We start from the raw sequence: 14,762 nt of genomic DNA, 5'->3' as shown, positions 1-14,762 counted from the left end.
TTCTCTCTGTAGGAGCTGTCGAGTGAAACGAGGCTGCGATCTTTTGCTTCACCGGTGCAAAACGAACTGCCCGGTAAACGTCACCGCATCGTCATCACTGTCAGCATTCACAATCTGCGAATGCAGTGTAATCCGGGCCCGACCGTATCGCTGATACATCGCCAGAAACTTCTTCCAGACCGCGGCACTCGGCGCCTGACAAATCGACACCGCATCCATCGTCACGGGTAACGGATAGCTGATTTGCCCTTCCTGAATCACGATGTGCCCGTCTTCAATCCCTTCTTCACGCAAACGCAAATGCAGCCAGCCCCAGCCCGCCAACACGGCGGCGCAATACAGGCTGCCGCCAAACATGGTGCTCTTGTGGTTGACGTTGGCTTCCAGCGGCAAGTGCAGGCGCAATTGATGGTCGTGCCAGTCGAGCACCTTGAGGCCCATGTCCCGCGTCAGGGGGATGTCGTGATGGAGGATGGATTCCAGGTAGCGACTGTTGCGGCTCATGAATGCTCTCTTGCTTTCAGGTGGATGATTGGACGGTGGCTCAATCGAGCTCGTCGGTGGAGGTGTTGGCGCTGCTGTCAGCGAAATTCAACCCATGCTTGCGCAGTTTGTCGTGCAGGGTTTTACGTGGGACGCCGAGTGCTTCAGCCAGACTGCGGACCGAGCTGTGGGAACGTGCGAGTTCTGCCGCGATCAGACTCTTTTCGAAATGCTCCACCTGCTCGCTCAAGCCTCCGCCGACGACTTCAACAGCCGTGCCGGACACGCCATCGGACGAGCTGTTGTCGAGTGCCAACTCCAGTCCCAACGCAAAGCGCTCCGCCGCATTTTGCAGCTCCCGCACATTGCCCGGCCAGGTGTGACGCAGCAACAGGGCGCGTTGCCCCGGTTGCAATTCGTGGGGCGGTAAACCGTGACGGGCACTGGCCTCATCGGCGAAATGCTGAAACAACACCAGCGCATCCTCACCGCGCTCGCGCAGAGGTGGAATGCGCAACGGCGCGACGTTCAGGCGGTAATACAAGTCGGCGCGAAAGCGTCCCTGATCAGCGGACTGGCGCAGGTCTTCCTTGGTCGCGGCGATGATGCGGATGTCCAGCGGGATCTGCTGATTACCCCCCAGACGCTCCACCACGCGCTCTTGCAGCAAGCGCAGCAACTTCACCTGCACATCCAGGCTCATGCTTTCGATTTCATCGAGAAACAGCGTGCCGCCGTTAGCAAACTCGAACTTGCCGATGCGACGTTTCTGCGCGCCGGTGAACGCCCCCGGCTCGTGACCGAACAATTCGCTTTCCACCACCGATTCGGCCAGCGCTCCGGCGTTGATCGCCACGAACGGACCGTTTCGCCGATTTGATAAATCGTGCAGGGCGCGGGCGACGACTTCTTTACCGGCCCCGGTTTCACCGAGGATCAGCACATCGGCCTTGGTGGCGGCCAACGCGCCGATCTGCTCGCGCAGGCGCAACATCGGCGCCGACTGGCCGACCAGCCGGGCGCTCAATTCATTGCGATCGCTCAGGGCCAGACGCAGGCTGCGGTTGTCCAGCACCAGTCGGCGCAGGGCCAATGCGCGACGCACGCTGTCGAGCAACGCATCGCTGGCGAAGGGCTTTTCGAGAAAATCATAGGCCCCGGCGCGCATCGCCTGCACCGCCAGCGGTACATCGCCGTGACCCGTGATCAACAGCACCGGCAGCTCCGGATCTTGAGCATGCAATTCGGTCAGCAGTTCGAGGCCGTCCATGCCTGGCATGCGGATGTCGCTGACCACCACGCCTGGCCAGTCGCGTTCCAACTGTGCGGCGAGGCCTTTGGCTTCCGCCAGCGACAAGATCTTCAGGCCGGCAAGGTCCAGCGTCTGGCTCAACGCCTGGCGCAGATGGGGATCGTCGTCGATCAACACGACCTGGATGCGGTTGTCGATGGTCATGCACTTCGGTCCTCGGACGGTTGCAGGCTCACGCCCGGTGCGCCTGGGCGCAGCTTCAGGGTAATCAGGGCGCCGCCTTCCTTGTGGTTGGAGAACAACAGTTCACCGCCGAAGGCACGCATCAGGGTTTCGCAAATGGCCAGCCCCAGTCCAAGCCCTTGGGTGCGGGTCTTGGTGGTGTAGAAGGGCTCGCTGGCGCGTCCGAGGGCTTCCATGCAGAAGCCCGGGCCATTATCGCGAATGTACAAGGTGACGCCATCAGCGGTGGATTGGGCACTCAGCCAGAGTTTACGCGGCGGACCTTTTTCCGTGAGGGCGTCCAGGGCATTCGCCAGCAGGTTGCCGAGCACTTGGCGCAAACGGGTTTCCCCCGCTTCGACCCACAAAGTGGCGGCGGGCAAATCGCGAATCAGCTCGACTTCCATGCTGCGCCGACGCTTGGCGAGCAGGGCCAGCGCGTCATCCAGCGCCGGTTGCAGGGCAACGCTTTCAGGGGCGTGTCGATCGCGCCGGGCGAAGGCGCGCAGGTGAGCAATGATCGATGCCATCCGCGCGGTCAACTCGCTGATCAACTTGAGGTTGCCACGCGCATCGTCGGTGCGCTGGTGATCGAGCAGTATTTCGGCGTTTTCCGCGTAGCTGCGGATCGCTGCCAGCGGCTGGTTCAGTTCGTGGCTGATGCTGGCCGACATCGTCCCCAGCGCCGAGAGTTTGCCGGCCTGCACCAGATCATCCTGGGCGCGCACCAGTTCCTGCTGGGCCTGTTCGCGCTCCAGCACTTCTTCCTTGAGGCGTCGATTGAGACCTTCCAGATCACTGGTTCGCTCGGCGACACGCCCTTCCAGTTCACGGCGCGCCTTGGCTTCGAAAGCGATGCGTTCGAGGTAATGGCGCCGACGCTGCATCATCAGCCCGAGCAACAGCATCAATACCAGCAAAGTGGCGCCGCCGATGGCGACCACGGTGCGAACGGGGCGGTCGATCAGGGTGCGCGGCGCGAGAATGTTGACGGTCCAGCCGGTTTCTTCAATTTGTCGGGATTGCGTCAGCCACGCATTCGGATTGAGTTTCAGCGGTTTGGGATCGCGGGTTGGATAGGGCTGAATCGCAGTAATGGCCTTGTTCTCTTCTTCGCTCAACGCCCGGGTCGAGCGGAAGCGCCATTCTGGTCGCGACGTCAGAATGACCACGCCATTGTGGTCGGTCGCCAGCAATTGCTCTGGCGTCTTGCCCCACAAGCTTTCGGTGTGGTCCAGATCGACCTTTACCACCAGCACGCCGATGATTTTCTCGCCGTGTCGCACGGCCGCAGCAAAAAAGTAGCCACGCTTGGCGGACGTCGTACCCAAGCCAAAAAAGCGCCCGAGCCGTCCGGCCATGGCTTCGCTGAAATACGGCCTGAAGGAAAAATTGCGCCCGACAAAGCTGTCGTTTTTATCCCAGTTGGACGCGGCCAGCGTCTTGCCCGTGGTGTCCATCAGGTACATCACCTCGGCACCGGTCTGAGCGCTGATGTTCTTCAGCAACCGGTTGGCGTTGCCTTGCGTGACGCTATCGTCCGGCGCGCCCAGCACCGCGCGCAGGGCCGGAAGATCACCGAGGATCTGCGGTAACACCTCGTACCGGTGCAGCGTGCCCAGCAGGTTGGCCACATACAGATCGAGGGTCTGGCGATTCTGCCCAGCCAGTTCGCTGCGGTAATAACGCTCGGCCAGATGCTCCAGCGGCCACAGCAAAGGTGCCAGGCACAGCGCAAGCAGTGCGAGGCTGCGCCAGCGGGGTCTGCGGGGAAGGGTCGGAGTCATGAGCATCGAGCGCCTGAAAGTACAGGCGCATTATGCCCACGCTCGGGAAAAGACGTCAGCGTCGTTGAATCAGATGGCGATGTGGTGATAGGCCGAAAGTTGCGGCGCGGCGTCGAGTTGCCCATCAAATGCCAGGTGGACGCGAGTGGTCCCGCTCTTGAAGGGGTTGCGTATCGCCCCGAGCAGTGGCGATATAAGCGCCTGAATACTTTCTCAGGGGTCTTGTATGCCGCTCGCCACGTTGATTCATCGCGCCAGTTTGCCCAGCCCGCAGGTGTCTGCGGAGCAAGCGTCAGCGCTGCTCGAAAAGCATTACGGGTTGAGTGGCAGGTTGCAGGCGCTTGGCAGTCAGCAGGATCTTAATTATCGCGTCGACAGTGACCAAGGGCGTTTCGTCCTGAAAATCTGTCGCGGTGATTACGCGGTACAGGAGCTGCAAGCCCAGCACGCGGGGCTCAAACACCTTGCCGATCACCCCGATGTGCAGGTGCCTCGGGTGATACTCGCCAAAAACGGCGCTGATCTGCTGTCGCTGGAAGTGGATGGGCAGACGGTGCATGTGCGATTGCTCGATTACATCGAAGGCCAGCCGCTGACTCACCTGGGTCATCTGCCCGGTTCGGTGGTGGCGGGTTTCGGACGGTTATGTGGCGAAATGGATCTGGCCCTGGCTGACTTCGATCACCCAGGGCTGGCGCGTACGCTGCAATGGGACGCCCGTCACGCCAACGCGTTGATCGCGCATTTGCTGCCGGTTATCAAGGATGACCAGCAGCGCCAGCAGATCGCCGAAGTGGCCGAACGTGCCGAGCGCCATTTGCTGCCGTTGGTGGATCAGCTGCCTGTGCAGGCGATTCATATGGACATCACCGATGACAACGTGGTCTGGCAGCGTGATGCGCAACGCGTATGGCAACTGCAGGGCGTGATCGATTTCGGCGACCTGATTAGTACCTGGCGCATCACTGATCTTTCGGTGACCTGCGCGGCGTTGCTGCACCACGCCGAGGGGGATCCCTTTTATATCTTGCCGGCGGTCCAGGCGTACCACGCGGTCAATCCGTTACAGCCTGCGGAGCTGCTGGCGCTGTGGCCGTTGATTGTTGCGCGTTCAGCGGTGCTGGTGCTCAGCGGTGAACAGCAGGTCAGCGTCGATCCGGGCAATGACTACAGTCGCGACAACCTCACCCATGAGTGGGAGATCTTCCGCGTTGCGACGTCGGTACCGTTGGCGTTGATGGAAGCGGCGATCCTGAGTTCTGTTGGCCAGAGCCTGACGAGCATTGGCAGTGAAGGTTTTGCGCCGCTGCTGCCAAGCCTGGTCGGGCGAGAATTTGCCTTGATCGACCTAGGGGTGCTCAGTCCGCATTTCGAGGCCGGTAACTGGGAGCAAGAGGGGATCGATCAGCGTCTGCTGGACGAAGCGTCAGCGGCGCATGGTCTGGCGGCCAGTCGTTACGGGCAGTATCGCCTGTCCCGCACTCAGCCGGACATTCCGTCCGAACCCGAGACCTGTCCCTTGCACGTGGAGTTGCGGGTACCCCACGGCACGGCGGTCGAATCGCCATTTGCCGGCATGGTCCATCAACGGTCGGCGGGCGTTCTGCAACTCGACGGCCCGCAACTGAGCCTGCGGCTGTGGGGCGTGACGCCATCGCTGCACACGGGTGCGGCACTGGTGAAAGGCCAGGTGCTGGGTGCGGTCAGCGGCCCGTTAGTGGTGCAGCTGTGCCGAGGTGCTTCGCTGGATGCGCCGCTGTTTTGCACGCCGTCCCGAGCGGCCGCCTGGCAAGCGTTGTGCCCATCCCCGGCAATGTTGTTGGGGCTGGCCTGCGATGCGGAGCAGGAGCTGGATTGGCAGGCATTGCTGGCGCGTCGCGAGGCCAGTTTCGCCCGTACCCAAAAACACTATTACGTCGACCCGCCGCGCATCGAACGTGGCTGGCGCAATCACCTGATCGACATGCAGGGTCGTTCCTATCTCGACATGCTCAACAACGTCGCGGTGCTGGGCCACGGGCATCCGCGCATGGCAGCGGTTGCAAGTCGCCAGTGGTCGCTGCTCAACACCAACTCACGCTTCAACTACGCCGCGGTTGCCGAGTTTTCCGAGCGGCTGCTGAAGCTGTCGCCGGACGCCATGGACCGCGTGTTTCTGGTCAACAGCGGCAGCGAGGCCAACGACCTGGCGATTCGTCTGGCGTGGGCTTATAGCGGCGGGCGCGACATGGTCAGCGTGCTGGAGGCCTATCACGGCTGGACGGTGGGCGCCGATGCGGTGTCGACCTCGATTGCCGACAATCCCCAGGCCTTGAGCAGCCGTCCCGATTGGGTGCACCCGGTGATCGCGCCGAACATCTATCGCGGCGAGTTTCGTGGCCAGGACAGTGCGCCGGATTACGTGCGCAGCGTCGAACACAACCTGGCGAAAATCGCCGAGCAGAAACGCCAGCTCGCCGGGTTTATTTGCGAACCGGTGTACGGCAATGCGGGCGGGATCTCGTTGCCGCCGGGCTATCTGAAGCAGGTCTACGCACTGGTTCGCGCCCAGGGCGGGGTGTGCATCGCCGATGAAGTGCAGGTCGGCTATGGCCGCATGGGCCGTTTCTTTTGGGGATTTGAGGAGCAGGGCGTGGTGCCGGACATCATCACCATGGCCAAGGGCATGGGCAATGGTCAGCCACTGGGTGCGGTCATCACTCGCCGGGAAATCGCCGAAGCGCTCGAGGCCGAGGGTTATTTCTTCTCGTCGGCTGGCGGCAGTCCGGTGAGTTGCCAGATCGGCATGGCAGTACTCGATGTGATGGAAGAGGAGAAACTCTGGGAGAACGCTCAGGTCGTGGGCGGGTATTTCAAACAGCGGCTTGAAGCGGTGATCGATATTCATCCGCTTGTGGGCGCGGTGCATGGCTCCGGTTTCTATTTGGGCGTGGAGCTGATCCGCAACCGCGAGACCCTGGAGCCAGCGACGCAGGAGACCACCGCCTTGTGTGATCGCCTGCGTGAACTGGGCATTTTCATGCAGCCGACGGGCGATGACCTGAACATCCTCAAAATCAAACCGCCGATGGTGACGTCGCGTCGGAGTGTGGATTTCTTTGTGGAGATGCTCTCCAAAGTCCTCAGCGAAGGCTTGTAAGCGGCACAGCCAGACCCTTGTAGGAGCTGCCAAGTGAAACGAGGCTGCGATCTTTTGATGTTGTTTTTAAAAATCAAAAGATCGCAGCCTCGTTTCACTCGGCAGCTCCTACAAAGGCACTCTAATGCCGATTGTTATCTGGGTTTAATGCTGAAATTTGTCTGATTGTGTAAATAATTGCTTTTATAGCCGATATTTATCGGCTATAAAGTCGCCACTGCCTCGGCGTGGTCGACTTCGCCTGGGCTTTTTCCTTTCTGTCCCAGGAGATGATTCATGAGCCGTATCGTTACCGTCGCCGCTACCCAGATGGCTTGTTCCTGGGACCTTGAAGCCAACATCGAGACCGCCGAGAAGCTGGTCCGTGAGGCTGCGGCCAAAGGCGCGCAAATCATCCTGATTCAGGAACTGTTCGAAGCCCCGTACTTCTGCCAGAAACCCAACCCGGACTACCTGCAACTGGCTACGACGGTCGAAGACAACGTCGCTATCAAGCACTTCCAGAAAGTCGCCAAAGAGCTGCAAGTGGTGTTGCCCATCAGCTTCTACGAATTGGCCGGCCGCGCGCGTTTCAACAGCATCGCGATCATCGATGCCGACGGCAGCAACCTCGGGATTTATCGTAAAAGCCACATCCCGGACGGCCCTGGCTATCACGAGAAGTACTACTTCAACCCGGGCGATACCGGTTTCAAAGTCTGGAATACCCGCTACGCAAAAATCGGCGTGGGCATCTGCTGGGATCAGTGGTTCCCCGAATGCGCCCGCAGCATGGCGTTGCAAGGCGCAGAGATTCTGTTCTACCCGACCGCCATCGGCAGCGAACCACACGACAAGAGCATCTCGTCCCGGGATCACTGGCAACGTGTGCAGCAAGGCCATGCCGGCGCCAACCTGATGCCGCTGATCGCCAGCAACCGCATCGGCAACGAAGAGCAGGACGGCTACGACATCACGTTTTATGGCTCGTCGTTCATTGCCAACCAGTTCGGCGAGAAGGTTCAGGAACTCAACGAAACCGAAGAGGGTGTACTGGTGCAACGTTTCGATCTCGATCAGCTGGAACACATTCGCAGTGCCTGGGGCTCCTTCCGTGACCGCCGCCCGAACCTGTATGGTGCTATCAAAACCCTCGACGGTTCTCTGGAGTCCTGATCGTCATGACCACTTTAAACAGCACGCCCCGCGCCGATGGCTTCCACATGCCAGCCGAATGGGCGCCACAAACCCAAACCTGGATGATCTGGCCGGAGCGTCCTGATAACTGGCGCCTGGGCGGCAAACCGGCGCAAGCCGCGCACGTCGCAGTGGCCAAAGCCATCGCCCGTTTCGAACCAGTGACCGTGGCGGTGTCCGCCGGCCAATACGAAAACGCCCGTGCCCGCCTCGACGTGCCCAATATTCGCGTCGTCGAGATGTCCAGCGACGATGCCTGGGTGCGGGACACCGGCCCGACGTTTGTCATCAATAACAACGGCGAAGTCCGCGGCGTGAACTGGGATTTCAACGCGTGGGGCGGTTTCGACGGCGGGCTGTATTCGCCGTGGAACCGCGACTCCCAGGTCGGCGGCAAGATCCTCGAGATCGAGCGCAGCCCGCGCTATCGCACCGAGGGCTTTGTGCTCGAAGGCGGTTCGATCCACGTGGATGGCGAAGGCACGCTGATCACCACTGAAGAATGCCTGCTCAACCGCAATCGCAATTCTCACCTGGACCGCGCAGCCATCGAAGAGGTGCTCAGCGCCAATCTGGCTGTGGATAAAATCATCTGGTTGCCGGACGGTTTGTTCAACGACGAAACCGACGGACATGTGGATAACTTCTGCTGCTACGTGCGTCCGGGTGAAGTGCTGTTGGCCTGGACCGATGATCCGCAAGACCCGAATTACCCGCGCTGCCAGGCGGCGATGAAAGTGCTGGAAAGCAGCACCGATGCCAAAGGTCGCCCGTTCACAGTGCACAAAATGCCGATCCCGGGTCCGTTGTATGCCACCGAGGAAGAATGCGCGGGTGTGGATCCGGTGGACGGTACACAGGAGCGAAATCCTACGGTTCGCCTGGCCGGTTCCTACGTGAATTTCCTGATCGTCAATGGCGGCATCATCGCGCCGAGCTTCGACGATCCATTGGATGGTCCGGCCAAGGAAATCTTGCAGAACCTGTTCCCGCAACATGAAGTTGTCATGGTGCCGGGTCGTGAACTGTTACTGGGCGGCGGCAACATTCACTGCCTTACCCAACAACAGCCGGCGCCGCACAAAGAGTGAGTGCAGTTGTAACAGGTTGAGTTGGTTCAGAAAAAATTCTGACCCACGGTTTTCCCCTCGTACTTTACGAGAAGCCCGCGATCCATCAGGACCGCGGGCTTTTTTGTATCCGCATATCGACAACCCGGACAGATTGGCACAGCTCTTGTATCGGTCATGGCGTTAAACAGGGAGGGGAGAACTGTGCTGTTCTGTCATAAAACTTGGATAAGTTAGCCGCTCACACACCCAGGAGAGAGCGAGGAAATGAACGCCGAAGTGAATGTAGTGAGCGAGCAGGCGTTGCATCCCCTGGCAGTCAATAACGAATCGCTCCAGATCCTGGCGCACTGGTTGAAATCCAATGGAACGCGTCAGATCAGGGAACCTGATCCGCGCCGGATGATGATCGAGCGCTACCCCGCTGGTTTGTTCAGCGAAGCGGAACTGGAAGCGTTGTGGGATGTGATGGAAGGATAAGAAGTAAAACAACGGATTGATAAAGCGCTGCCGGGATGGCGGCGCTTTTTTTCGCCCGCATTTGATGAAAAGACCCCCAAACCTGTAGGAGCTGTCGAGTGAAACGAGGCTGCGATCTTTTGATCTTAAAAAACAGAATCAAAAGATCGCAGCCTCGTTTCACTCGACAGCTCCTACAGGTTTGTGTGTGTTGTTTAGAAGCTGTACGTCCCGGTCACTACCAGGCTGCGCGGTGCTCCCGGTTGAATCTGGAACTGGCTGGTGGCCGATTCGTAATAGCCTTTGTCCGTGATGTTGTTCAGCGCTGCACGCAAATCCCAGTCCTTCTGGCGGAACCCGGCCAACGCATCCCAGCGGCCATAACCTGGCAATACCACGGTGTTGAGGTTGTCGGCGTAACGATCGCCCACCAACGTCAGGCCCGTTTCCGCATACCAGCCCATCTCCGGTTTCCAGGTCAGGAACAGACTGCCGTTGTGCTTGGCCACATCACTGATGCGTTTGCCCTCAAAGCCGTTGTTGTCCTCCTCGACCGTTGCATCCTGAATACCCACGCCCCCGCGCACATACCAGTTGCCCACGATCTTGCCCGTACCGGTCAACTCGATCCCGCGGGAGCGTTGCTTGCCGGTCAGCAGGGTGATGGTCGGGTCCAGTGGATCGCTGGTGCGCCGGTTGTACAGTTCCAGTTCGTAAATCGCCAACGTGGTGCTCAGGCGATCGTCGAGCCAATCGCTTTTCACCCCGATTTCTTTCTGCTTGGTCAGCTCCGGGCTCAGGTCGTTGCTGTTGCCGGCAGCCCCAGGCGTGATCCCGATCAAGCCACCGCCGACAGGCGAGAAGGTCTTGGTCCAGGAGGCGTAGAAGGAGTGATTCTGCAACGGTGTCCAGACCACGCCGACACGGGGGCTGGTGCTGTGGCTGTCACGGTCTTCGGAAATATTGCGTATCTGGTTGGTCGACTCGATGTCGAAGGTGTCGTAGCGCAGACCGGCCAGGACTTGCCATTGATCGTTCAAGCGCAGTTGATCCTGAACATAGACCGCGCGGCTTTCCACTTCCGTGTGGTTGTTGCTCGCCACCTGCATGCGTCCGGTGTGGCGCAAATCCCGATTGGGGTTGTACAAATCCACAGACGGCACCGGTGAGCTGCCTGGTCCCGAAGTGGCGGCGTTATACAGCGTCGGGTCGCGGCGCTGGCTGCCGATTTCGATACCGGTCAGCAGGCGATGCTCCAGGCCGAAGGTGTCGAAACCACCTTCCATCTCGACGTTGTTGAAGACGTTGCGAGTGGTCAGGTCCTGCTGCCAGTGCTGGCGCAGAACCTGGTTGGTCGTCGGGTTGAATCCGGTCTGGTAGGTGTTATCGAAATCACTGTTGAGCTTGAACACGCCCAAGGTGTGACGCAGTTGCCAGTTATCGCTGAGTTCATAGCTGAGTTTCGAACGCAGTGATTGCGACTTGTCGTCGATGAAATCGTGATCGTTGCCGTAGGTCGTGTCACGCCCCACATCCGCCGGGCGCCCGTTCACACCGGGAATACCGCGATCCGGGGTGCGGTTGTAGCGGCTGTATTCGTACTGCACCAGCCAGTTCAGGTCCGGCGTGAGCTGCCAGCTCATCGACGGCGCGAACAGTTGACGGTTGCCGCTGACACCATCGCGGAAGCTGTTTTCATCCATGTTGCCCATGTTCAGGCGCAGGCTGATGTTCTCGCTCGGGTCGGTGCTCAAATCGGCATACAGGCTGCGCAAATCTTCGCTACCGCCTTGGGCTTCAATGGATGAGCGACGACCAAATTCCGGTAGCTTGCTGACGCGGTTGACGATCCCGCCCTGGCTGCCTCGGCCATACAAAACGGCTGCGGGGCCCTTGAGGACTTCAATGCGCTCAATGTTGTGCAAGTCGCGCACGTACTGACTGTCGTCACGAATACCGTCGAGATAAAAGTCGTTGCTGGCGTCAAACCCACGGATTCGCAGGCTATCGAAGCGTGTGTCGGCGCCGCTGCTGACGTTCGGCATACCGCTGAGTGCCGTGCCCAAATCGTTGGTGCCGTAATCCATTACGTTCGAGGTTTTGACCGAATCGATGGCTTGCGGCACATAGCGAACCGGCGTCGCTGTGCGAGTGGCGGTACTGGTTTCTTTCACGCGCGGATCGTCGGCTTCCGCTTCGGCGCTGATCGACGTTGCCGGCAATGTGGTGGGCGCAGCATAGGAAAAACCGGCAGAAAGCACAGCAGAGAGCCCAAAACTGAAGGGCACAAGACGAAATGGGGCAGGCATTTGAAGGGGCGCGTCCGTAGGGGTTGTAGGATGTTTCTTGTGAAGGGCGCGAATGATAATGCTTGCTATTTACTTCCGTTAATTATTCCTGAAAAGTACCTCGCTTTGATTGTTTCTAATCATGTCAAAATCGATACGCAGATGATTCGTTAGATTTTTTTCGCCTATTTACAGACGATTCTTGAAATTGACACATTGTTAAGCGCGCGGATAGGATTCGCCCCAACGCCTGTGGCCAACCGCCATGACTCACAAAATAATAAAAGGCCCGCCTCGATTTCTCGTGGGCGGGCCTTTTTATTTTGCGGTGAAAAAAGAGCGCAATAGCGCCGTTTCAACCGTCCGGCACAGCGCGTATCAACCGGTAATAAGGAAAAGAACAAAATGTTGAATAAGCGAATCAGCCTGATCGCTCTGGGGATGTTGAGTGCTACACAGGCCATGGCTAACGACCAGGCCGAATCCAAGGGTTTTGTTGAAGACAGCAGCCTCAAAGTGCTGTTGCGCAACGCCTACATCAATCGTGATTACAAAGACGGCAACCCGGACAAAGCCGAGTGGGGCCAAGCGGCCATCGGTACGTTCTCGTCCGGCTTCACCCAAGGCACCGTCGGTGTGGGTGTGGACGCCTTTGGCCTGTACGCACTGCGTCTGGATGGCGGCAAAGGCCGCAGCGGCGCCGGTGGTATCGATTTCTTCAAACAGGGTGACAGCGGCAACGCGGCTGATGACCTGTCGAAGGGCGGCGCAGCGGTCAAATTCCGTCTGTCCAGCACCACGCTGACCTACGGCGACCAGATGCCGGCCCTGCCGGTTCTGAACTACGACAACTCCCGCCTGCTGCCAGAAAGCTACACCGGCACCCTGATCACCTCCAAGGAGATCAAAGGCCTGGAGCTGAACGCCGGTCGCTTCACCGCTGAATCGCGCAAAAGCGCTGAAGGCCGTGACAGTGGTGGCTTGAAGTCGATCAATGTATTGGGCGGTAGCTACCAGTTCACCGAACAATTCAAAGCGGCCGTTTACGCGTCCGACGTTGAAGACGTGTTGAAGAAACAGTACCTCAACGCCAACTACGTGTTCCCGATCGATAAAGATCAGTCCCTGACCCTGGACTTCAACGGCTACCGCACCAAGCTGGATGATTCCTACGTCCGCGAAAGCGGCGCCACCGGCGACGACAACAAGATCTGGAGCCTGGCAGCTACCTTCGCCACCGGCCCGCACTCGTTCACCCTCGCTCACCAGCGCAGCACCGGCGACAGCAACCTGGGTTATGCCTACGGCGGCTATCAGAAGGATCAAGGTCGCGTCGGCGATGGCGGCAACACCATCTACCTGGCGAACTCCTACTGGTCCGACTTCAACGCTGAAGACGAACGCAGCTGGCAGCTGGGCTACGGCCTCGATTTCGGCAGCTTCGGCGTGCCTGGCCTGAGCTACAACTTTGCCTACGTGCGTGGCGACAACATCACCACTTCCACCAGTGAAGGCGGTACCGAGCGCGAAATCTTCAACCAGTTCAAATACGTCGTACAAAGCGGCCCGGCCAAAGACCTCAGCGTGAAACTGCGCAGCTCGATCCTGCGTGTTTCGCAGAAATCGAGTGAGTACAACGTCAGCGGTAACGAAGTGCGTGTGTTCGTGGATTACCCGATCAACATCTTCTGATGCTGATTTGAGTTTTTCAGCTTGAAGAAAACCCCGACTGGCTCGGGGTTTTTTGTTTCATGGCGCTCCATTGTCGTTTGAATGTGTCATGTCGCCGAAATCGCATTTCGAGAACATGTGTTGCGAACATGTCGTCCGCAACGACACGTCGATGGAACGCACGCCTGATGTCGAGGGCTTTGTTATAAAAACGCATCTTGAAAACTATTCCTGGCGCTTTTGCGCCTGGATCATCATGACGGGCTTTTCGTACCGGGCAATGTAGCCCTTTAGTTGTTCCAGCCGCTGATCAAGCGCGAGCAGAAGTCGGCTACGCGTCGTCAACACCTCGTTCTTATTGAAGAACCCGGGCTCAACCGTATAAAGGTTGAACATCTGGTTGATCTGCGCCGGGGAAAAGATGATGTGGTACTGGTCAGCGTTGTGGTTGTAGAGCGAGACCATTTGCCCGGTATCGTTATCAGCCGGCCGCATGAAGAGCATTGAAATCATCTGGCCTTCGCGGATGCGAACGTTCTTGTCGGCGAATTGAAAGCAGGACTCTTTACCGTCTTGCAGCCTGACCCAAAACTCGTGTTCTTCGACATTACGGCTACTGACGTAAGACGACGATGAACCGCCGCCCACATAACCGCTGCCATTGCTGATGTACCCACCACCAGAACTATGAGAGTGACCGGCATGCAAATGCACCTGGTTGCGCTTTTGGCTGTCCAGCACTTCACCGGTGATGATGAAAAAGTTGAACTGACGCCCGTAGTGGTTGAAGGGTTCATCGATGAACAGTTCATCCTCGGGAGACAGGCTGATGTCATACATCGTGCGGATCATTTCATCACGTGCGGCTTTGTCGTTCTTTGCTTGCACCTGAAGTTCGGCCCGACGGATCTTGGCGTCTTCGATCGCCTTCAGGGCTTGAGCCTTAACGATCGGCGTTTTTTCCTGAGCGTAGGCAGCGGCTTTCTCGCCAGCCTCTTTCAACACCGGCGCGGCCTTCTGACCGGCTTCAATCGCCAGGTCCTTGGCTTTGTTCAGGGCCTGTGCGGCCTTGGAGGCCAGTTCAGGGTTGGCATCTATGGCTTTTTGCTTCAGGTCGCCCCAGAGACTCATGTTCGCTCCTTATTACTCACCCATGAAAAGGCCGCCCTCTGGACGTAATGCTTTTCACCTAATCGAAACACTGTACCTGTACCT

General features: G+C 58.7%; 10 protein-coding genes. 5 read left to right on the top strand and 5 right to left on the bottom strand.

Annotated elements, in window-relative coordinates:
* Window positions 1–48: 48 nt before the first annotated feature.
* Genes AC3ZVB_RS12720 through AC3ZVB_RS12710 form a run of 3 tightly spaced genes read right to left on the bottom strand, consistent with a single transcriptional unit; the run spans window position 49 to window position 3,744 of the window.
* Window positions 49–504 carry a thioesterase domain-containing protein gene (locus AC3ZVB_RS12720; protein ID WP_490146688.1) on the bottom strand — a complete coding sequence of 152 codons (456 nt, stop codon included), beginning with the start codon at window positions 502–504 and terminating at the stop codon, window positions 49–51.
* 40 nt (window positions 505–544) lie between these two features.
* Complete coding sequence (locus tag AC3ZVB_RS12715) at window positions 545–1,939, bottom strand: sigma-54-dependent transcriptional regulator (protein ID WP_490146687.1); 1,395 nt, start codon at window positions 1,937–1,939, stop codon at window positions 545–547.
* Complete coding sequence (locus AC3ZVB_RS12710) at window positions 1,936–3,744, bottom strand: sensor histidine kinase (protein ID WP_162437011.1); 1,809 nt, start codon at window positions 3,742–3,744, stop codon at window positions 1,936–1,938. The genes AC3ZVB_RS12715 and AC3ZVB_RS12710 overlap by 4 nt, the downstream gene beginning before the upstream one ends.
* 226 nt (window positions 3,745–3,970) lie before the next feature.
* On the opposite strand from AC3ZVB_RS12710, the gene AC3ZVB_RS12705 reads away from it, so the two are divergent.
* The 4 genes from AC3ZVB_RS12705 to AC3ZVB_RS12690 all read left to right on the top strand — a co-directional run bounded on the left by AC3ZVB_RS12705 (window position 3,971) and on the right by AC3ZVB_RS12690 (window position 9,609).
* Complete coding sequence (locus AC3ZVB_RS12705; RefSeq protein ID WP_490146686.1) at window positions 3,971–6,883, top strand: aminotransferase; 2,913 nt, start codon at window positions 3,971–3,973, stop codon at window positions 6,881–6,883.
* Between the two features lie 276 nt (window positions 6,884–7,159).
* On the top strand, window positions 7,160–8,038 hold the full coding sequence (aguB, locus tag AC3ZVB_RS12700; protein ID WP_162437008.1) for an N-carbamoylputrescine amidase: 879 nt from the start codon (window positions 7,160–7,162) through the stop codon (window positions 8,036–8,038).
* Window positions 8,039–8,043: 5 nt separating this feature from the next.
* Window positions 8,044–9,150 carry an agmatine deiminase gene (gene aguA, locus AC3ZVB_RS12695; RefSeq protein WP_490146685.1) on the top strand — a complete coding sequence of 369 codons (1,107 nt, stop codon included), beginning with the start codon at window positions 8,044–8,046 and terminating at the stop codon, window positions 9,148–9,150.
* A gap of 246 nt (window positions 9,151–9,396) precedes the next feature.
* Window positions 9,397–9,609, top strand: a complete 213-nt coding sequence (locus AC3ZVB_RS12690; protein WP_162437006.1) for a hypothetical protein — start codon at window positions 9,397–9,399, stop codon at window positions 9,607–9,609.
* A 194-nt stretch (window positions 9,610–9,803) separates the two neighbouring features.
* Here the strand turns inward: AC3ZVB_RS12690 and AC3ZVB_RS12685 are convergent, their stop codons facing one another.
* Window positions 9,804–11,897 (bottom strand): TonB-dependent receptor, encoded by a 2,094-nt coding sequence (locus AC3ZVB_RS12685; protein WP_490146684.1) that lies wholly within the window; start codon window positions 11,895–11,897, stop codon window positions 9,804–9,806.
* Window positions 11,898–12,281: 384 nt separating this feature from the next.
* On the opposite strand from AC3ZVB_RS12685, the gene AC3ZVB_RS12680 reads away from it, so the two are divergent.
* The gene (locus AC3ZVB_RS12680) at window positions 12,282–13,568 is read left to right on the top strand and encodes an OprD family porin (protein WP_162437004.1); all 1,287 of its coding nucleotides are present in this window, start codon (window positions 12,282–12,284) and stop codon (window positions 13,566–13,568) included.
* Between the two features lie 204 nt (window positions 13,569–13,772).
* On the opposite strand, the gene AC3ZVB_RS12675 is transcribed toward AC3ZVB_RS12680, so the two are convergent.
* Window positions 13,773–14,678 (bottom strand): hypothetical protein, encoded by a 906-nt coding sequence (locus AC3ZVB_RS12675; protein ID WP_490146683.1) that lies wholly within the window; start codon window positions 14,676–14,678, stop codon window positions 13,773–13,775.
* Window positions 14,679–14,762: the final 84 nt, after the last annotated feature.

This window comes from Pseudomonas sp. MDV22-iso1, from assembly GCF_058145095.1.
The sequence above is the reverse complement of the archived record's forward strand: the minus strand, read 5'-3'. Positions and strand labels throughout refer to the sequence as shown.